This window comes from Wolbachia endosymbiont (group B) of Longitarsus flavicornis, from assembly GCF_964028135.1.
GTDB lineage: Bacteria > Pseudomonadota > Alphaproteobacteria > Rickettsiales > Anaplasmataceae > Wolbachia.
The window spans coordinates 1,239,419-1,257,994 of record NZ_OZ034758.1 but is presented as its reverse complement, the minus strand read 5'-3'; the positions used below and the strand labels follow the sequence as shown (position 1 = coordinate 1,257,994).

Here is an 18,576-nt window from a genome sequence, read left to right as displayed (position 1 = left end):
ACGCACTCATCCTCCTTTTATTGGCACATTTCTAGCTTTCACTACATCACAAACCCTTTCTTCCCACTCACTTAAGGTAACAAGTTTGTAACCCGATTTTTTTAGTATTTCAATAATCTGAGGTAAAGCTTCAACTGTATTTGATTTGTTATCGTGATCATGGAACAATATAATCGCTCCATTATGTACATTGCTTAAAACTCTTTCAACCAAAATCTCTGATTTATCACCTTGCCAATCCAGAGAATCGACTGTCCATAATATGGAATACATATTTAATCGATTAGTATTTTCGATCAAATTATCATTGTGACATCCATATGGTGGACGAAACCATTTTACATTCTGTTCTGTTGCATTTTTAATTGCCACATTTGTCTTTTCCAGTTCTTGCAATTGCTCCTCACTTGAAAGTGATGTCAACTTCCTATGCGACCAAGAATGATTACCTAATTCATGACCTGCTTGATGGATCTTTTCTACTATTTTAGATGTTTTTTTATTTATGCGTTCACCAAGCAAAAAAAATGTCGCTTTTGTTTTATTGCTCTCCAGAATATTAATAATATCTCCTGATCTATTATAAGATGGACCATCATCAAACGTAAGCGCAACGAACTTATCGTTGTTATTCAATAATTTCTTTATATTACTTAAATTTTTATATGATAGATCCAAATCACAATTGAGCCCACGATATGGTAAGTTAAAGTTACAATCACTACAGAAAACTGCGCTTGAATATAGCAAAAGAAAAGCGATTATTCTTATAAACATATATAATCAGCAAAGTGATAGAGTACTACACTTTTTTGCTAAATTAAACCACTTTTAACGTATCCGTTCAGAGGTGTGGCTTAAGAGACAATAGATAGAAGGTTTTGAAATGGATTTAACTTTTTTTGCCTCCAAGTGAGATACAACGAAATTATCCGCTCAAGGAATCTATTCCCTCGCTCTGACTGTGCAAAATATGAATTCTTACGATAGACAACATAATGCCGTATTTGTCGCTCAACATGATTATTCGTTAATGGAATATTCTCTGGATCATCCAAAAATGTCCACATCATTGGCTCGGATTTTATAATACCCTTTACCGTTCGTGAAGCTCCTTTTGCTTCAAGTATATAAGATATTTTTATCATGCAGTACTGCATAAATCTTCGTAACTCTTTAGCTTGCTTAGTGAACTTTGAAATACTAATTTCATTTTCTGACAAAGCGTTTTTAATGTAAATAATCCATTAGCTGCATCTTTTAAACAATGGCCAAGTCTCATTACTTCACTATTCCAGCTATGAGATAACCTCTCGAAATTTCTCAATAAGTGAGCCCAACAAATTTGTCGTTTTTCATCACTGAAGTGGTTGTAAACTCCATATCTGTCGGTAATTACCCGATTTTTGTAATCACAAAATGCACTATTCTTTAAAAACTTCATTCCTCTTGTATCTGCTAACTTCATAAGACTTGCTTTATTGTTGGCAAACATCCAGCACCATTCCAATTTACCTTTGTTATAGTGACTGGTTTCATCAATATGCAAAATTTCGCTTGCTTTCATTTCTTCCTCTATTTGTTCATAGGCTTCTTTACATTTTGACGAGACCCTTGCTTCGCTATTGGACACACTACCAACACTTATACTCATGTTAAAGATGTCTTTCATGATATTCGCTATTTCTCGCTTTGAATTCTTATAAAACCCACTTAGTGATGCAACTACTGACTTAACTCTAGGACCAAAGGTATCAGGTGTAACTCCTTCTGGTAATTTGCTACTCCTTCTTTTTCCGCATTTACGACAGCGCCCATGTTCTAGTTGGTATTCCACTACGTAAGGCTTAATTTTTGGGAGATCAACATTCTGGTGAATATAGGGTTTGTTGCATACTGCAATTTCTCCACCACATTCACAAGTATCATGTAATCTTACTCTAATTACTTCATCTGCTTCCATTTTTATCCGATAATTTCCTTTATGACCAACTTGACCCCCTATCTTCCTGCCACCCTCTGACTTATCTTCTGGTGTGTCTTTTTTTATTTTGTACAGCTCTTTTGAACTTGGTAAAGATGAATTCCTTGAGTTCAAGCCAAGTCTCTCTCTTAGTTCAGCATTCTCTATTTCTAAGATTTTATTTTTTTCTTCAAGCTTTGCTACTTTTTGCTCTAAGTTTTTACATAACTCTACAATACTGATCAACAATTGAAGCATCTAGCCTTACCTTACTATCAACATTTTCTGTTATTATTACTTTGATATGTTATGTCAATTCTTTTTTATCCTTACCATACCTCTGAACGGATACCTTTTAACAGCTACTGTTTACTTCGTTACTTTGTCAATATATTATATTAATAACTTTATATAATATAGTATGATTGCAAATATAAATACCGTTACACTTCAGGGAACCAGCACAGTAAATGTTAATGCACAAATTCACATGGCAAATGGTATTCCAGCTTTTAAAGCAACAAGGACAACATTGCAAATTTAGAGTTCAAAAGGGTTATTCCTCGAGAACTACTGCGTCAGAAAGCTGGCGTTGAATTTGTATATAATGTTGACCTTGGAGGTTTTTATGAATAATAGTGAGAGAAAAGAAAAATTGGAAACTCGCATTTTATCAAGTAGAGGCAGGTCTTTACTTGACCATGAGCTACTGGAACGTACTCTATCTGAATGTGAAGAAGGAAGAGAAGTGGCCAAAAAGCTAATAGAGCTCTTTAGTAGTTTAGGAAGGGTAATTAACGCTGACTTTCATGAGCTAAAAAATGTTACAGGAATGAATGATGGAGCAATAGCAAGTATCTTTTGTCTGAAAGAGATTTTCGATAGGATACTGAAAGGTAAGTTAAAAAAGCTGTCGATTCTTGATAACAGAGAAGAGCTACTAAAATACTTTAAAACAGCAATAGGGCAGTCACGAAAGGAAAGCTTGCGAGTAATATACTTAGATCGAAGTGGTCATTTGATATACGAGTATATTCAAGACTGTGGAACTATAGACAGAGTACCTCTATATGTGAGAGAAATAATCAAACAGGGATTACTGATCGATGCATCATCTATTGCAATTTCACATAATCATCCAAGTGGAGATACAGAACCATCAAAGGAGGATGAGGATAACACACTTACATTAGCTGCAACCTGCGAAAATGTAGGAATGAAATTAATAGATCACATAATCGTAACACAGAAGAGCCACTTTAGTTTTTATGATAGTGGTTTATTGTAATCTGTAGACCGGAAGGAAAGTTCTCCAACTTTCCTTCTTTTTTTCTACTTCATAAATTAAAAAATTCAATATAAGCTTGAGCAGCTAAAATTAGTAATGAAAGTTGGAATTAGGCAAAAAAATAAAAGAACTTAGATTATACTGTGGTTTAACTCAAACTGAGTTGGGAAAGAAAATAGGCGTTTCGTATAGACAAATACAAAGGTACGAAAATAGTTCAAACCAAATTTTGGCCAGTAGGCTATACGACTTAGCAAAAGCACTATCGATTAATGTGGCTGATTTTTTTACTGATGTGCATGTCGACTCACATGAAACTTATGATGAAGAAATACTAAAATTAGTCAAAGGATATAATGAAATTAAAAGCAAAAGGTTACGTAGCGTAGTTTATATATTGGTAAAATCTTTTTCTCAAAGTTACAATGAGAGTTAGTATTGCTTCAATACCTCAGTTAATATATTAATAAATGATTGTACAAGATGAACAACATCCTATTGATAAACAAATAGGTGAAAGAATAAGGAAGAGAAGGTTAATATGCGGTTTTAGCCAAAGAGACTTAGGAAAAAAGCTCGGAATTTCATTTCAGCATATACAAGGATATGAAACTGGAGAGGTAAGGCTTGTAATTGATAGATTGTATAATTTGGCAGAAGCTTTGTCCGTTGATATGTCATATTTTTTTACCAAAGCTTCTGAAGACTTACACGATAAGGCCTTTTGTAGCGATGTGGGTAGTGAAGAAATATCAAGGCTAGTGAGGGAATACAGGAAAATTAAGGATGAAACGTTGCGTAATATTGTGCATTCAGTGATAAAAGCGCTTGCCAATAAATAATATTGCCTGAATATATCTTCAATCCACTTCTACAAGCAATGCTAGTTAAGGTAAATTTTTTATGGTAATTTTGATTAAATTTCAAGAACTACTTTACTTTGCAATAATTATGGCTATGTAAAAACATAGCCACCAATCAAGAACGTCCTACAGATGTCGTTTTGGTATCTTTTAATTTGCTCACCCAAGAAAAGGTCTCACTACTTTTAGAATTTTGGTCGCCCCACCTTCCACATCTAGTAAAGCTGCCTTTTTCCACTACTTCTTTAACAGACATTCCAGCAAATAAACAACCCTTTCCTACGATTTCTCCTATTTCTTGCAACTCGTTCCACATTTCTTCATCTATCTACCTCAACTTGTACTTGATGATAGTCTTCTGTGTCATGATATACCATTAAATTTAGCTCTCCTAGGCTAGTGCAAAGTGTTACTGTAAAAGCGCTGTTATCGGATATATCTACGTAATTTCTTTTACCGTCTTTCCCAGTTTTGACCTCAACTTCACCATCACCTATTTTTATGATACTACCGCCAAGGTTTAAGTCTCCTTTACTTAAGCCCAAATTTTTTGCACCTTCTACAACTTTGGCAACATCAACTATGCAGCTATGTGAAAATTCAATATAGAAGGTCTTATTATCGATTTCTACATCTTCAACAGTTCCTTCTATAGTAGCGTCTTCTCCAACTTCCCTAAGTTTCTTGAGCCTACTATATATTTGTGGCTCAATTTCTTTTTGCACTTTTTGATACATTTCAGCTATTTTCTTATCAACTTGTACATTAAAATCTGCTCCATGTAAGGCTAACTTTCTGATTATATCTTCTTGTTTATTTTCTTTGAATTCATCACGATACATCTTAAACATTGTAACGTTAGTGAAGCTAAAGCCATCTTCGTTGCGAGCGTTTACTCTTATTCCTAAATCCAAAGCTTCATCGACGATTTTACTTAATTTGTCTAGATTTTCAGCTGCAATAGCTTTTTCCAAGAATTCATTTAATTTCACATTTTCATATTCACTTAGCCTTATCTTGCATAAAGCTGATCGAAATGGATTGAGCTCCTCAGGATATGTTAAGACAGGTAATTTACTAATCTTTTTATTTGCTGTTGGAGCAGCTTTTATAAAATTAGGTAATAACCCTTCTTTTGCTATTCGCTCTACCGCTTTTAACATTTTACTAGACAATTTTTTACCATTTATTTTTTTCATTGTAACCCTCACTTAATTTCATTACTATTCGATCATATCGTGATAAATATTATTTAATTGTCAATATTATGCGACTTATTGATTTACTGTATATTATAATAACAAGTTTTGCGGGCATCTACACTAGAAAAACACATCCTATAAAAATTATTTCAGTTTCAACAAAAATGGGGTATCGTAATCGTAAAATTGAAAAAAATGGATATCCTATCTTACTCTACTGAAAAGCTGAAAAAGCATTGTCAGCTACTTGATGATGAAGAAAAAATAGTTCTATATGAGCAGCTGCTAGACAAGGCTAAAGATATACTTGAAAACTCAAGAGATGATATTGCAAAGTTGAAAGAGGTAAGCAAAGCAGTTGTAGCAATAGAGGAAACTACCGATAAGCAGTTACTAGAAAAGTTTAATGATGATCACCCGCTAAGAGAAGTGGACATTTTAATCTACTCTCCTCAAGGAAATACTGAATATCTATTCAGCATAGATAACTCATCAGAGCTTTATGATTTAAAAGAAGATAAAGAAAAAGCTCTTTATAATGCAGTAAAGTTAAATGATGTTGAGCTTGTAAAAAAGCTGCTAATGATCCTTTCACCTACAGAAGTAAGTAATTTTGACACGAAATACTTGGAAGAATTGAAAATATTGCTGTCAGGAATTCACAAAGAATTGCAATTATCACAAGATATGAAAAATTATCTTGAGAAGACGATAAAGTTCTATAGTTTTTTATGTAGTAATTTTAACTTACTAGTTACAAATCCTACTGACGTAAAAGCCATAATTGATCTATTTGCTGCTCAACCAAATATTGATTACCAAATAGATAAGCTTCTACTTTCTTTTATTGTAAGAGATGTTGAGGAAAAAAAGCTAAACTCTGAAATTAGTCATATGATAGAACTTCTTGAGCAACACGAAAGATTTGCTGAGCTCGAATACAAGGTTAGAAGATTAAGATCAGAGTTTGCAAGTGGCAAAAGCAGATACTCGGCTGAAGTAATACGAAATAGCATTGCAGAACGAGAAAAAGAGATGAGGGAAATTGAGAAAAAATACGTAAGGCCAAACGATTTAATTAGCGAGAGGCAGAAATTATTAAAGCAATTACTTTGCTAGCTTTTTTTCCACTTCATAAAATTTGTTGTAAATTTGAATAAGAGGTGAAAAGTGCAATTAGGTAAAAAAATAAAACAACTTAGGTTAGATCGTGCTTTGACACAGACCGAATTGGGAAAGAGAATAGGTGTTTCGTATAGACAGATACAAAAGTACGAAAATGGTTCAAATTGTGTTTTGGCCAGTAGATTATATGATTTAGCAAAAGCACTATCGATAGATGTTGCTAACTTTTTTACTGATATGCACACTGACTCACATGAAGCTTATGATGAAGAAATACTAAAGTTAGTCAAAGGATATAACGAAATTAAGAGCAAAAGGTTACGTAGTGCAGTTTATATATTGGTAAAATCTTTTTCTCAAAGTGATAATACATAGTTAATATTACCTGATACGTAAAATGACTATACAACATCCTATCGATAAACAAATAGGTGAAAGAATAAGGAAAAGAAGGCTAATGTGTGGTTTTAGTCAAAGAGACTTAGGAAAAAAGCTTGAAATTTCATTTCAGCATGTACAAGGATATGAAAGCGGAGAGATTAGGCTTGTAGTTGATAGGTTATATAAATTAGCAGAAGTACTATCGGTTGATATGTCGTATTTTTTTACCAAAGCCTCTGAAGACTTACATGATAAGGCCTTCCATAGCGATGTAGGCAGCGAAGAAATATCAAGGCTAGTGAGGGAATATAGAAAAATTGAGGATGAAACTCTGCGTGACATTGTTCATTTAGTGATTCAGGCTCTTGCTAATACAGGCTTTAAAGCATAAATTCTCTCCTTGAGTCGTTGAAGAAAACTTAAACTTTCATTTTCTTCATCATTTTGCTTTTCTTTCACTTTGATGCGTGTAGTTATACCCTACACAAAGTATAATGTTTTAAAAATAAAAACCTGCACCATAAAATATTGAGATTTAGAATATTAACTTATAAAGTCTTTTCGGCAGTTTTAGCGAGGGTTTATTAGCAAGGATGTTGGAGGTTAGCAATGACTATATCTGAAGGTGTAATACAGCGTATAAGGCATAATGATAAGAACGCGATAGGGGGATGATTTTTTGGTCAAGGTGGCTGTGCACCATCCAGCTAAGTTTGATAGCTTAGAAGTAACAAAATTTTTAGTAAATAATAAAGGTGTAAGTTTTAACGCTAAAACTAATGACGAAAACAAGCCTATTCATATTGCAGCTGATTTTTGAAATATCGATATTGTAAAATTTTCTCTTAATAAGGGAGTAGAAGTTGGTACAAAAGGTAAAAACAATTGGACTCCTTTGCATTATGCTACCAATAAAGGATATCTAGGAATTGTAAAGCTTCTAATAGAAAAGCAACAACAAGAATCATTTATTAATAATTCTAATATTAATAATTCTAAAACTACAGATCAGTCTACTATGCTGCCAAGGAAGGCCATTTACCATCTGTAGAATTTCTCATAGAATATAATGCACCCCATAAACTAGACCAAAAAAAAATGGTTGATCCGAGTAGGAAAGTAAAGGGGTAAAAGTATGGCAACAAAAAAATATGAACCAGAGTTAAAAGCAAAGATAGCTTTGGAAGCAATAAAAAATCAAAGAAGCACAGCTGAGATATGTAGTGAATATAAAATACCATCAACAAATCTATATGATTGGCGTGATAGAGTATTGGCAGGGTTAAAAGACCTATTTGTTGAAGAAAGTGAAAGTGCGAGAAAACAAAGAATCTTAGCGCAAGAAATAGAAAGTTTACATAAAGTAATAGGAGAATTGACAGTGGAAAATAGTTATTTGAAAAAAAAATTACTGAAATAAGCAAAAAAGATAGAGTAAGATTTATAGAAAAAGATTCTGATCTGTCAATTAGGAAACAGGCTGATTTACTGGGGATTTGCAGATCTAGCCTATATTATAGGCCTATAATTAATAACGAAAGTGAAATTTGATTCAAGAAGTATATTTGGCTTCTGATTGCCGTTATGGATATCATAAAATTACTGCTGAGATCATAGCGAGTGGAGTAGTAGTCAATCACAAAAAAATCTTAAGAATTATGAAAAAAATGAAGATTAGTGGGCTGTATTGTAGAAAAAGATGTAATACAAGTATTAAAGAAAAAAAGCATAAAATATATCCTTATTTACTCAAAGATTTGATTATTTGTAGAGTTAATCAGGTATGGGCTACTGATATAACATATATTATGGTAGAAGGTAAGTTTGTCTATTTTGTGGCAATAATGGACTTGTATAGTCGCTATATTATTGCTCATTCATTATCACCATATCTCGATGCTGGATTTTGCCTTTATACTCTCAAAGAAGCTCTAAAACAAGGTAAACGTATCCGTTCAGAGGTGTGGCTTAAGAGACAATAGATAGAAGGTTTTGAAATGGATTTAACTTTTTTTGCCTCCAAGTGAGATACAACGAAATTATCCGCTCAAGGAATCTATTCCCTCGCTCTGACTGTGCAAAATATGAATTCTTACGATAGACAACATAATGCCGTATTTGTCGCTCAACATGATTATTCGTTAATGGAATATTCTCTGGATCATCCAAAAATGTCCACATCATTGGCTCGGATTTTATAATACCCTTTACCGTTCGTGAAGCTCCTTTTGCTTCAAGTATATAAGATATTTTTATCATGCAGTACTGCATAAATCTTCGTAACTCTTTAGCTTGCTTAGTGAACTTTGAAATACTAATTTCATTTTCTGACAAAGCGTTTTTTAATGTAAATAATCCATTAGCTGCATCTTTTAAACAATGGCCAAGTCTCATTACTTCACTATTCCAGCTATGAGATAACCTCTCGAAATTTCTCAATAAGTGAGCCCAACAAATTTGTCGTTTTTCATCACTGAAGTGGTTGTAAACTCCATATCTGTCGGTAATTACCCGATTTTTGTAATCACAAAATGCACTATTCTTTAAAAACTTCATTCCTCTTGTATCTGCTAACTTCATAAGACTTGCTTTATTGTTGGCAAACATCCAGCACCATTCCAATTTACCTTTGTTATAGTGACTGGTTTCATCAATATGCAAAATTTCGCTTGCTTTCATTTCTTCCTCTATTTGTTCATAGGCTTCTTTACATTTTGACGAGACCCTTGCTTCGCTATTGGACACACTACCAACACTTATACTCATGTTAAAGATGTCTTTCATGATATTCGCTATTTCTCGCTTTGAATTCTTATAAAACCCACTTAGTGATGCAACTACTGACTTAACTCTAGGACCAAAGGTATCAGGTGTAACTCCTTCTGGTAATTTGCTACTCCTTCTTTTTCCGCATTTACGACAGCGCCCATGTTCTAGTTGGTATTCCACTACGTAAGGCTTAATTTTTGGGAGATCAACATTCTGGTGAATATAGGGTTTGTTGCATACTGCAATTTCTCCACCACATTCACAAGTATCATGTAATCTTACTCTAATTACTTCATCTGCTTCCATTTTTATCCGATAATTTCCTTTATGACCAACTTGACCCCCTATCTTCCTGCCACCCTCTGACTTATCTTCTGGTGTGTCTTTTTTTATTTTGTACAGCTCTTTTGAACTTGGTAAAGATGAATTCCTTGAGTTCAAGCCAAGTCTCTCTCTTAGTTCAGCATTCTCTATTTCTAAGATTTTATTTTTTTCTTCAAGCTTTGCTACTTTTTGCTCTAAGTTTTTACATAACTCTACAATACTGATCAACAATTGAAGCATCTAGCCTTACCTTACTATCAACATTTTCTGTTATTATTACTTTGATATGTTATGTCAATTCTTTTTTATCCTTACCATACCTCTGAACGGATACCACTGTAGCTAGTACCATAACCTTTATACATCTCTTCCATACTGTTAGGTAGAGTAATATAGCTACTGTCCAATAATTTAACACTATTAAATTGCTGTAAGATTTTGCAATCAACTTGCAAGATATTTTTAAAGAGAATCACAGATTCATTATACATCCTTTTCATAAATTCCACTGCTTCTTCAGTAAATCTAAAATCCAAACCTTGTTTTGTTATATCTATCGAGTCCTCGTTTAGTAATTGACACATTGTTTCTACGCTACAATTATCAACTCCTATATTACCCAAGACCATGGCTTTTACGAATGATGAACCTTTTAGCTTTCTCTTTCTTTTTATAAACCTTGTTGTAATTGAGATTTTCTCTGCTTTTTCATTAAAAAATTCTTTGAGCTTTTTTGATAAGCTAGTTATTTTATTCATTGGTTCTCTCACTAAAAGTATATCTGGGAGAACTTATACCTTATTATTCTATCTCTTTCATACCTTTATTTCCTTAACTTGACGCGTATGGTTTATTTAACACTCCCAACAAGTTCTAATCATTAATGTTATACACGTTCTTTTCTTTTTCTATTCTCTCTTGTTCTTCAATACAATACATAGCAAGCGGGTTAGCTTTAAGTCTTTCGACTCCTATTTCTTCTCCCGTTCCATCGCAGTAACCATAAATGCCTAATTTTATTTTTTCCAACGCCTCCTTAATTTTTTCTTTTCTATCTTTTCGGCGCTTAATTAATTCTCCATTTTCACTATCAGAATAAATACTACTATCTTCTAGATCTTGTTTCTCCAGTTCATAGAGTATTGATTTTAACTTTAAGCTAAAGTATTCCAGTTGTTTTACGTTCATATATTCTTCATTTTCTGAAGGAACGTAATCTTCCGGTAACTTTATTTTTATTAATTTTTCCATAGCATTATCAATAAAATATATTAAAACTTATATAACTTATAAACAAAAAAAATTATACTACCCTCAAAGTAAACACTATAATTTATAATAAACATTTAAAATCCTGGTATGATTAGTTCGGTAAAAAAATTAGTAATAAATGATAATAATCTTACTTATATAGTATGTATTTTTATTATAATGTTAAGTTTATCTTCATATACACTTGAAAACAACAGTAAACAAGAAGTCATATTAACATTAACATGGATATGTGCTACATTTGTTTTGCAGATCTCTACAAATAATTTATTTACATCTGATTATCATGATGGAATATTAGAGCAAATCTTTGTGCAGCCACTCTCTTCTAGGCTGATAGTTGCTTATAAAATCTTCGCTCACTGGTTGTTATTTGGGTTACCGATTTCAGTGATTTCTTTCATGTTCAGCTTTGCAATTCTAGGCAATAATATTGAACATTCAATAGCAGTTGGAGTGTCTTTATTATTTAATACGCTGATAATCATTAATATTTCAGCTACTGGAAATGCATTGATGATTGGTCGAAATAACTTAGCATCAGGAGTGTCGCAAATTCTTGTTTTGCCAATGATAATGCCAACTTTTGTATATTTCAAATTGCTAACTCAATTTGAAAATTTATCCTTGAATATTTATACACTACTAATCACCATCTTAGTTTTTGTCATTTTAATTGTTAACAGCACTATAACTACTCACATAGCATTAAAATTTGCTGTGGAGCAGGATTGAAAAAACTTACTAGTTATTTACTTGTATCTGCTTAGTTAAGGGTGTTAACTTAAGTAGAGATGGAGACATTAGACTTCTTACATGAATTGAAGAGTTACAGCGTGTGAAACCATTATTGGATTTCAGACTGGCTGGTTATGCAAGAAATCTAATATCTATCGAAGAGTCAGAAACTTTTATAACTTACCTTTAATCAACCTAACCCATGCGTGCCAATCTCTCTCACCAAGATTGCTTTCGAAAGACAGAAGATCCTTTACGGCTTTTGAGCAAATTTCTTCACTTGGAATTGACAACTCCCTATTCATTGCTAGCATCAGGCATTGAGTTTTACAAGCTTGTTCTAAGTGATACGTATAAAACATTGCTTCTTGTATAGTCTGACCACATGTTATAGATCCATGATTGCGCATTAACATCACAAAATTTTCTTTCAAATCAGCTATTAATCTTTTTCCTTCTGTATCATCAAGTGCCAGGGAATTATAATCATGGTAAGATACCTTATTATAAAAGTGCAGCGCCCACTGACTTATTGGGAGTAATCCATCCTTGAGAGAAGAAACTGCTACAATAGAAGGTGTATGTAGATGAAAAATTGCTTGAATATCTTTCCTTGCTTGATAAATGAAGCCATGGATTACATAGCCAGTTTTATTATATTGATATTCTTTGCCTTCAATTATATTCCCATCAAACGATACTTTCATCAATGAACTTTCATCTACTTCATAAAAACGTATACCAAACGGATAAACATAAAATGACTTTTTATCTTCAGAACGTACAGAGAGATGAGTATACGTATGATCATCTAATTTAAGATAAGATAAAATTTGATAGGCGTTAACTAGGTCTCTTTTCAACTCACTATTTGTTAATAACATAGCTCTTGACTAAAATTTTCTAAAGATTTATACGTAAAAAAAAGTTTATTACAAACTAAAAGGTGAACCTACGTTAAAATACTAAGCACTTTTACTTGCCTTAGGTGATTAGAGTTTACATTTCTAGATTAAATAATATTTTAACTATAAAAACGGCTTTTTATGTAATATTTCATATGTTTTAAAGCCTTGTTTTTATGTTATTATAAGTGTAGATTTTAATATTAAAAGTAATATGGTAAATATTGACATAAAAAAACAGCTAACAAAATTTTTCATATATATCACCGGTCTTCCAGGAAGTGGTAAACTTTCTACAGCAATAGTATTATCTAGTATGATAAATGCACTAATTGTAAGTGGATTTGAATATAATCAAACTTCCAAAGAAGTTCAAAATAGAATATATAACATTGTGCAGGTTATGCTTCAGGCAGTAGAAGCCTATCCAATTGATTCAAAAAATTATATATTTCTTGATGACTTAATGAAAAATAATAATGACAACATAACAATATATAACTCAATAGTAGAACTTAGTAAAAAAATGAGCACAAAAATCCTTCCCATAGTACTTAGGTGCAATCCATTGATATTACAAGAGCGTACTATATTAAAAAAGCAAAGAAAAAATAGGAAGGTTACCAATATAAATAGTATTAAATTTAGAGCGGAAAATTTATTTGTGCCACCAAATGCTATAGAGATAGAAAATTCAAATATGAGTATAAAAGAAGTAGCAGAAGAAATAGTAAGTCAGATGTACAAACTTGGCCAAATTAATAGTGTTTACGCAATAGGCAACGATTTCATATACTGAGGCTCATTTAAATATAGAGCCTCAACACCATTTAATTTTTGTTTATTTTTTAGTCTATAACGGACTAATAGCCCTGCATGGCTAGCATTTAACTCTGGTAAACTGCAATCCATATATGTAATGCAGTCCGTTTCAGGCTGAAGTTCACTTACTACAGCAGGATTTGATAGCGGTAACAAATTGAAATCAAATAACTGTGTATAAAACTTTTGATCGTCTTCGATTATAGCTTTAATATTTTTTTTGCTATTTGCACAAAGTAGCGATATTGCATATGCTTGAGCTTCCAGCTCACTAACCCCATATAACGGCTTATTTGTAGCAAGATTTATACCTTGTGCAGTTGATATACCAACTCTGATTCCAGTAAAACTTCCTGGTCCAACTATCACTGCTAAATGGTCTATTTTATCGTAGCTGTAATTATGCTTATCAAACAAAGTATTCAGTATTTGAAAAAATGATTCTGCATGACTATTGTTTGCAGAATTGCGTTCTACAAAACAATTACCATCGTAATCAATTACTGCTATTGAACTACCAGCACCTACAGTATTAATTGCTAGAATGGACATCACTTAAGCTTATCATAGAGCTTTGTAAACATCATAGTGAACGCACCGTTACCCATAACATTTGCTGAAGTTATTATTGGGTCAAACACTATATACAATGCTGTAATTAATGAAAGCATCTCTGGGGAGAATTTAAGATACTTCTCAAGAACGGGCAACATTACCATAATCCCTCCCGCTGGAACTGCAACAATAGCAAATTTAAATAACAGAAAGTAGAGAAGGAAAGTCACATAGTCTGTTGCAGACAATGCACCACCAAAAGTCATTATCATTGATAGTATTATAATAAAAAAGCAATCACCTACTAAATGAAAGCTAGCAGTTATTGGCACAACAGACGATGCTATATCATGCTGCTTTACATTTTTTTTGCTTCCTTCAAGAGTAAGCGGCATAGCTATATTACTAGACATTGTGCTCATTGCAGTAATAAATGCTGGTATCATATTACCTATACTAGCTATCCAGCTTGTGATCTTGAACGAATTTGCTGCTCCATATAAGAGAAAAACATAAAGGTAGGTTGCAGATGATATAATAATAAAAATTATTGAGTAATCCTTAAATATTATGGGTAAAACCTGATCATGTTCCATTTTTAAAGCAAGACCAAGTACAAACATTGGAATAATTGGCGTCAAAAATGTCTTCAAAATAAAGAGAGTTAAATCTAACATTTTGTTCGAGAGCTCTTTGCTTTTTTTTGGTAATATTGTGGACACTAATATGCTTAACACAAATCCACAAGCAAGGGCATAAAAATTAGAAAGCAATGCAGGTATCCTAAATGACCATAAAGGAACAATTGTTTCTTCATATGTTATATCTTGTATTGAATAAGTGTTTTGTGTGATGAAATGCCCAACAGAATAAGCTATTAAACTTGAAGCTAGATTCGACAAGAAAATCGTTATAATAAGTAATAATATAAACTTTATAGCCGACTGCTTAAGATTGTTAACACTACTAAAGATTAATGCAAAAACAATAAAAGGCATTATAAATAGTAAGATCTCTTTTATACTAAGGCTTATTGAATACAAGAAGGTTTTCACTTCCATTGGAACTAGATGACCAAAAAATACAACCGAAGTGATAACAGCAAGTAAGGTTAGTAATTGTAACATATTCTAATATAGCGATATCCTATGGAAATACATATGATAAATTAGCTGCTAAGTAAAGTAAAACTGCCTAAAATATTTGCATTACCTTCTAGTACTTGAATGAGATTTCAAATTACAACGTTTCCACAAAGTATATAATTAACATCCACACCTTTGGTCAAGTTCCATTCACGCTTTATTACATTATATTCCATACCAGTCATATCTTGTAGTGTTACATTGTTTTCCCTTAGATGATTTGCAATTTCTGATGGCTTGAGAAATTTATTCCAATTATGTGTGCCTTTTGGCAGCCAGTTTAATATGTACTCTGCGCCGACTATTGCAAGACAGAAGGATTTAATAGTTCTATTTATCGTCGATATAAAAATTAGCCCTTCTGGCTTCAACAGCTCTATTGCTTTTTTCATGAAAAACTCTAAATTATCGACATGTTCAACCACTTCCATCAACAAAACCACGTCATACTTCTTGTCATTGCTTAGCTCTTCAATGCTAGTGTGTGTGTATTCTATATTTAACCCTACTTTCTTCGCATGCGACTGTGCCACTTTTATGTTTTCCTCACATACATCTATTCCCGCAACGCTAATACCAATACGCGCCATTGACTCTGACAAAATGCCACCACCACAACCAACATCGAGCAATGATAGTTCTTTTAAATCGCATTTTTTTAATTCTTTTATTTTCTCAACGATGTATGATACTCTCACAGGATTCATCATGTGCAATGGCTTGAATTTGCCATTCTCATTCCACCATTCACCTGCTATTTTAGCGAATTTTGATATTTCATCTTCGTTATAAGTTTTTGTAGTTTTTTTCTTGCTAATATTGCTAAGTTTATCAAGGCGTTCTTTATGTCTACTTTCTTTTGAAAATTCTGTTTCGAGGAATTGTTTGACTATGTCTTTTGCTAATCCACTCGCAGTAAACCCTGCACCAAGACAAAGTATATTCGCGTTGCCATGCTCGCGAGCTAATTTTGCGATCTCAACACTATTACATAAAGCAGCGTAGATTCCTTCAAAACGATTTGCCACAGTACTCATGCCCAAACCTGTACCGCAAATTAATATTCCATAATTTGCTTTTTTGTTTGTTATATCTTCTACAACTTCAGCAGCATAGTCAGGGTAGTCTACACTCTTTTGTTCAGCAGTGCAGCCACGGTCTATCACTGTATAATCTAAAGTTTCCAAGTAAGCCTTTATTTCTGATTTTAGTTCATAACCTGCGTGGTCTGAAGCAACTGATATCACATCTGACATATAAGAAATTGCAACTTAAGGGTATTTATATGGGTAATTTATTTTGAGCTTTTTGTCAAGCTCTCCTGATCTTTCTGAATAAATTTCGAGTCAGATATGCATAAATTCTATATAATTTTTATCCTACCACTACTCATTCGGTAAAATGGATCATATAGATATTATAAAGTCAAAATTATTGTTGTCCGACATAGTAGGAAAAAAAGTTAGGTTAATAAAAAGAGGAGATAGTTTTGTTGGACTCTGCCCATTTCATAACGAAAAAACTCCATCTTTTTCGGTCAGCAATGTTAAGGGCTTATATTACTGTTTCGGTTGCTCAGCTCATGGTGATGCGTTTGAATTTATTTCACAAACTGAGGGCTTAAGTTTTAAGGAAGCGTTGGAAAAATTGGCATCTGTTGCAGGTGTTGAGTTACCCAAAAACCTCAGCTTTGCTAAAGAAAATGACAAACTGTTTTCAGCACTGAATTTAGCTGCAAGTTGGTTCGCGCAGAAAAATCGAGGTGTTATGGCTTATTTAAGGCAGCGCAAGATCTCACTCAAAATCATAGATAAATTTAAGATAGGTTATGCACCAAGTTCTGGCTTGAAGGAATATTTGAACTCCTCTGGTATTAAAGACGAGATTTTGATCGATGTTGGGTTAATAAATAAGAATTTTCGTGATTATTTCTATGATCGGCTGATATTTCCTATACACAACATCACGGGCAAAGTTATTGGTTTTGGCGGACGTGCGCTGAACTCTGAGCAACAGCCGAAGTATTTAAACAGCCCAGAGAGTCAGCTCTTTAAGAAAAGAGAAAATTTATATGGATTAAACTTTGCTTTGAGTGAAATACGCAAAAAACAGCATCTATTTGTTGTTGAAGGATATATGGATGTAATAGCACTACATCAAGCGGGAATTAGCAATACAGTTGCTCCGCTTGGTACCGCAATTTCTGCAGAGCAGATAAAAAATCTTTGGAAACTTGCTAAAGAAATTTCTATCTGTATGGATGGCGATAGTCCTGGATGTCATGCTGCTATTCGAATTGCAGAACTTGTTCTGCCGATACTGGAGCCTGGATACACATTGAAGTTCGTGACTTTGCCAAGCAACAAGGACCCATACGATATATGCAATGAACTAGAATATAAGACGGAAGATGTACTATCCGCTTTTAACCGCTCAACAGAACTGCACTCTGAATATTTATGGCATCACATAATTGGTAGCAATTTGCAAAATTATGAAAAATTTGCTCCGGAAAAATATTCAATTCTTGAGCACAAGTTCATGAAATATGTCAATGCTATCGGTAACAGCAGTATTAGAAGGTATTATAGAGATTATTTTTACAATAAGGTCAGTGAATTAAGAAGAAACTTTAAAAAGCTGATTTTTAATAGCAAAGCAACAAAAGGTGAGTATCTTTACAATAAATCTCCAGAGCTAATTGAAGCAGAGCAAAATCAGGCCATAATTTTGCGTATAGCCGTAGAATTTCCTGAAATCTTGAACCGTCCTATATTTTTTGAGCAATTTTCTCATTTCGAATTTACTAATGAGATGAAAAAATTACAACAGTGCGTAATTAATATGGTAACTAATGAGAGCAACTTTAATAAAGAAATTCTGCTACAGGAGTCTAGTGTTATAAAGTTTATATTTGAAAAAACTAGCGTACTAAATAGTCAATTAAGTGAGAAGAGATCGGCAGAAACTGTCTGGAATAACATAGTATTACGGAAAGAATTAAATGTATTACAAGAAGAAAAAATTAAAGCAAGGCTGGGCGGTAATTTTGACTTAGAGGAAAGGCTAATAGAACAAATAAAGCAAATAGAGGATAGTATACAAGAAATGCAAATGGAATTTATTCAAAAGTAGATGGCTTAAGATGTTCAAAATTGGTAGAAAAACAATATATTGATGATTGCTTAAAATAGCTTGTTCTAGTATACTTCCGATTTGTTCAA

General features: G+C 32.9%; 20 protein-coding genes and 3 pseudogenes. 12 read left to right on the top strand and 11 right to left on the bottom strand.

Features of this window, described 5'->3' with window-relative positions:
- Positions 1 to 6: 6 nt before the first annotated feature.
- Positions 7 to 777: a polysaccharide deacetylase family protein gene (locus tag ABWU45_RS05870; protein ID WP_353278195.1), complete on the bottom strand. Its 771-nt coding sequence runs from the start codon at positions 775 to 777 to the stop codon at positions 7 to 9.
- 80 nt (positions 778 to 857) lie between these two features.
- A pseudogene (tnpC, locus tag ABWU45_RS05865) lies at positions 858 to 2,209 on the bottom strand (IS66 family transposase).
- Between the two features lie 382 nt (positions 2,210 to 2,591).
- Between tnpC (ABWU45_RS05865) and ABWU45_RS05860 the strand changes: the two are divergent.
- The 3 genes from ABWU45_RS05860 to ABWU45_RS05850 all read left to right on the top strand — a co-directional run bounded on the left by ABWU45_RS05860 (position 2,592) and on the right by ABWU45_RS05850 (position 4,093).
- Positions 2,592 to 3,251: a RadC family protein gene (locus tag ABWU45_RS05860; protein WP_012673223.1), complete on the top strand. Its 660-nt coding sequence runs from the start codon at positions 2,592 to 2,594 to the stop codon at positions 3,249 to 3,251.
- Between the two features lie 103 nt (positions 3,252 to 3,354).
- Complete coding sequence (locus ABWU45_RS05855; RefSeq protein WP_041582615.1) at positions 3,355 to 3,687, top strand: helix-turn-helix domain-containing protein; 333 nt, start codon at positions 3,355 to 3,357, stop codon at positions 3,685 to 3,687.
- Positions 3,688 to 3,721: 34 nt separating this feature from the next.
- On the top strand, positions 3,722 to 4,093 hold the full coding sequence (locus ABWU45_RS05850) for a helix-turn-helix domain-containing protein (protein WP_353278193.1): 372 nt from the start codon (positions 3,722 to 3,724) through the stop codon (positions 4,091 to 4,093).
- A 136-nt stretch (positions 4,094 to 4,229) separates the two neighbouring features.
- Here the strand turns inward: ABWU45_RS05850 and ABWU45_RS05845 are convergent, their stop codons facing one another.
- Both ABWU45_RS05845 and ABWU45_RS05840 read right to left on the bottom strand, forming a co-directional pair.
- Complete coding sequence (locus tag ABWU45_RS05845) at positions 4,230 to 4,430, bottom strand: hypothetical protein (RefSeq protein ID WP_353278192.1); 201 nt, start codon at positions 4,428 to 4,430, stop codon at positions 4,230 to 4,232.
- Between the two features lie 4 nt (positions 4,431 to 4,434).
- Positions 4,435 to 5,313 (bottom strand): hypothetical protein, encoded by an 879-nt coding sequence (locus tag ABWU45_RS05840; RefSeq protein ID WP_353278191.1) that lies wholly within the window; start codon positions 5,311 to 5,313, stop codon positions 4,435 to 4,437.
- Positions 5,314 to 5,511: 198 nt separating this feature from the next.
- On the opposite strand from ABWU45_RS05840, the gene ABWU45_RS05835 reads away from it, so the two are divergent.
- The 6 genes and pseudogenes from ABWU45_RS05835 to ABWU45_RS05810 form a co-directional block, all read left to right on the top strand.
- A complete protein-coding gene (locus ABWU45_RS05835; RefSeq protein ID WP_012673225.1) occupies positions 5,512 to 6,435 on the top strand; it encodes a hypothetical protein in 924 nt (307 codons plus the stop codon).
- A gap of 51 nt (positions 6,436 to 6,486) precedes the next feature.
- Positions 6,487 to 6,816, top strand: a complete 330-nt coding sequence (locus ABWU45_RS05830; RefSeq protein WP_007549995.1) for a helix-turn-helix domain-containing protein — start codon at positions 6,487 to 6,489, stop codon at positions 6,814 to 6,816.
- A 22-nt stretch (positions 6,817 to 6,838) separates the two neighbouring features.
- A complete protein-coding gene (locus ABWU45_RS05825) occupies positions 6,839 to 7,213 on the top strand; it encodes a helix-turn-helix domain-containing protein (protein ID WP_353278188.1) in 375 nt (124 codons plus the stop codon).
- A 297-nt stretch (positions 7,214 to 7,510) separates the two neighbouring features.
- Positions 7,511 to 7,642: an ankyrin repeat domain-containing protein gene (locus ABWU45_RS05820; RefSeq protein WP_007551899.1), complete on the top strand. Its 132-nt coding sequence runs from the start codon at positions 7,511 to 7,513 to the stop codon at positions 7,640 to 7,642.
- 3 nt (positions 7,643 to 7,645) lie between these two features.
- On the top strand, positions 7,646 to 7,873 hold the full coding sequence (locus ABWU45_RS05815; RefSeq protein ID WP_082246108.1) for an ankyrin repeat domain-containing protein: 228 nt from the start codon (positions 7,646 to 7,648) through the stop codon (positions 7,871 to 7,873).
- A gap of 84 nt (positions 7,874 to 7,957) precedes the next feature.
- Positions 7,958 to 8,768 (top strand): annotated as a pseudogene (locus ABWU45_RS05810) (IS3 family transposase); the annotation flags it as partial.
- A gap of 22 nt (positions 8,769 to 8,790) precedes the next feature.
- Here ABWU45_RS05810 and tnpC (ABWU45_RS05805) read toward each other — a convergent pair.
- The 3 genes and pseudogenes from tnpC (ABWU45_RS05805) to ABWU45_RS05795 form a co-directional block, all read right to left on the bottom strand.
- Positions 8,791 to 10,143 (bottom strand): IS66 family transposase, encoded by a 1,353-nt coding sequence (gene tnpC, locus ABWU45_RS05805; RefSeq protein ID WP_353279066.1) that lies wholly within the window; start codon positions 10,141 to 10,143, stop codon positions 8,791 to 8,793.
- A gap of 95 nt (positions 10,144 to 10,238) precedes the next feature.
- Positions 10,239 to 10,673: pseudogene (locus tag ABWU45_RS05800) on the bottom strand (IS4 family transposase); the annotation flags it as partial.
- A 115-nt stretch (positions 10,674 to 10,788) separates the two neighbouring features.
- On the bottom strand, positions 10,789 to 11,166 hold the full coding sequence (locus ABWU45_RS05795; protein ID WP_353278187.1) for a TraR/DksA family transcriptional regulator: 378 nt from the start codon (positions 11,164 to 11,166) through the stop codon (positions 10,789 to 10,791).
- A 108-nt stretch (positions 11,167 to 11,274) separates the two neighbouring features.
- Here ABWU45_RS05795 and ABWU45_RS05790 point away from each other — a divergent pair, with 108 nt between their 5' ends.
- Positions 11,275 to 11,922, top strand: coding sequence for a heme exporter protein CcmB (locus ABWU45_RS05790; RefSeq protein WP_264374763.1), 648 nt, complete (start codon positions 11,275 to 11,277; stop codon positions 11,920 to 11,922).
- A gap of 176 nt (positions 11,923 to 12,098) precedes the next feature.
- Here ABWU45_RS05790 and ABWU45_RS05785 read toward each other — a convergent pair whose 3' ends face one another.
- Positions 12,099 to 12,809: a class II aldolase/adducin family protein gene (locus ABWU45_RS05785; RefSeq protein ID WP_007302673.1), complete on the bottom strand. Its 711-nt coding sequence runs from the start codon at positions 12,807 to 12,809 to the stop codon at positions 12,099 to 12,101.
- Positions 12,810 to 13,044: 235 nt separating this feature from the next.
- Between ABWU45_RS05785 and ABWU45_RS05780 the strand changes: the two genes are divergently transcribed.
- Complete coding sequence (locus ABWU45_RS05780; RefSeq protein ID WP_264377893.1) at positions 13,045 to 13,629, top strand: AAA family ATPase; 585 nt, start codon at positions 13,045 to 13,047, stop codon at positions 13,627 to 13,629.
- Here the strand turns inward: ABWU45_RS05780 and tsaB are convergent.
- The 3 genes from tsaB to ubiG all read right to left on the bottom strand — a co-directional run bounded on the left by tsaB (position 13,599) and on the right by ubiG (position 16,608).
- Positions 13,599 to 14,204, bottom strand: a complete 606-nt coding sequence (tsaB, locus tag ABWU45_RS05775; RefSeq protein WP_264377894.1) for a tRNA (adenosine(37)-N6)-threonylcarbamoyltransferase complex dimerization subunit type 1 TsaB — start codon at positions 14,202 to 14,204, stop codon at positions 13,599 to 13,601. The two genes, ABWU45_RS05780 and tsaB, sit on opposite strands and share 31 nt — an antisense overlap.
- On the bottom strand, positions 14,204 to 15,334 hold the full coding sequence (locus ABWU45_RS05770; RefSeq protein ID WP_264331070.1) for a dicarboxylate/amino acid:cation symporter: 1,131 nt from the start codon (positions 15,332 to 15,334) through the stop codon (positions 14,204 to 14,206). The genes tsaB and ABWU45_RS05770 overlap by 1 nt, the downstream gene beginning before the upstream one ends.
- A 107-nt stretch (positions 15,335 to 15,441) precedes the next feature.
- Positions 15,442 to 16,608 carry a bifunctional 2-polyprenyl-6-hydroxyphenol methylase/3-demethylubiquinol 3-O-methyltransferase UbiG gene (gene ubiG, locus ABWU45_RS05765; RefSeq protein WP_010401578.1) on the bottom strand — a complete coding sequence of 389 codons (1,167 nt, stop codon included), beginning with the start codon at positions 16,606 to 16,608 and terminating at the stop codon, positions 15,442 to 15,444.
- Between the two features lie 145 nt (positions 16,609 to 16,753).
- Between ubiG and dnaG the strand changes: the two genes are divergently transcribed.
- Entirely contained in the window at positions 16,754 to 18,487 is a 1,734-nt protein-coding gene (dnaG, locus tag ABWU45_RS05760) for a DNA primase (protein WP_353278185.1), read from the top strand.
- The last annotated feature ends 89 nt before the right edge of the window (positions 18,488 to 18,576 follow it).

What these genes read in the sequence shown, in the direction of transcription:
- ABWU45_RS05870 (WP_353278195.1), bottom strand. Translation starts at nt 777, where the DNA reads ATGTTTATAAGAATAATCGCTTTTCTTTTGCTATATTCAAGCGCAGTT.
- ABWU45_RS05860 (WP_012673223.1), top strand. Translation starts at nt 2,592, where the DNA reads ATGAATAATAGTGAGAGAAAAGAAAAATTGGAAACTCGCATTTTATCA.
- ABWU45_RS05850 (WP_353278193.1), top strand. Translation starts at nt 3,722, where the DNA reads ATGATTGTACAAGATGAACAACATCCTATTGATAAACAAATAGGTGAA.
- ABWU45_RS05845 (WP_353278192.1), bottom strand. Translation starts at nt 4,430, where the DNA reads ATGTGGAACGAGTTGCAAGAAATAGGAGAAATCGTAGGAAAGGGTTGT.
- ABWU45_RS05840 (WP_353278191.1), bottom strand. Translation starts at nt 5,313, where the DNA reads ATGAAAAAAATAAATGGTAAAAAATTGTCTAGTAAAATGTTAAAAGCG.
- ABWU45_RS05835 (WP_012673225.1), top strand. Translation starts at nt 5,512, where the DNA reads ATGGATATCCTATCTTACTCTACTGAAAAGCTGAAAAAGCATTGTCAG.
- ABWU45_RS05825 (WP_353278188.1), top strand. Translation starts at nt 6,839, where the DNA reads ATGACTATACAACATCCTATCGATAAACAAATAGGTGAAAGAATAAGG.
- ABWU45_RS05795 (WP_353278187.1), bottom strand. Translation starts at nt 11,166, where the DNA reads ATGGAAAAATTAATAAAAATAAAGTTACCGGAAGATTACGTTCCTTCA.
- ABWU45_RS05790 (WP_264374763.1), top strand. Translation starts at nt 11,275, where the DNA reads ATGATTAGTTCGGTAAAAAAATTAGTAATAAATGATAATAATCTTACT.
- ABWU45_RS05785 (WP_007302673.1), bottom strand. Translation starts at nt 12,809, where the DNA reads ATGTTATTAACAAATAGTGAGTTGAAAAGAGACCTAGTTAACGCCTAT.
- ABWU45_RS05780 (WP_264377893.1), top strand. Translation starts at nt 13,045, where the DNA reads ATGGTAAATATTGACATAAAAAAACAGCTAACAAAATTTTTCATATAT.
- tsaB (WP_264377894.1), bottom strand. Translation starts at nt 14,204, where the DNA reads ATGTCCATTCTAGCAATTAATACTGTAGGTGCTGGTAGTTCAATAGCA.
- ABWU45_RS05770 (WP_264331070.1), bottom strand. Translation starts at nt 15,334, where the DNA reads ATGTTACAATTACTAACCTTACTTGCTGTTATCACTTCGGTTGTATTT.
- ubiG (WP_010401578.1), bottom strand. Translation starts at nt 16,608, where the DNA reads ATGTCAGATGTGATATCAGTTGCTTCAGACCACGCAGGTTATGAACTA.
- dnaG (WP_353278185.1), top strand. Translation starts at nt 16,754, where the DNA reads ATGGATCATATAGATATTATAAAGTCAAAATTATTGTTGTCCGACATA.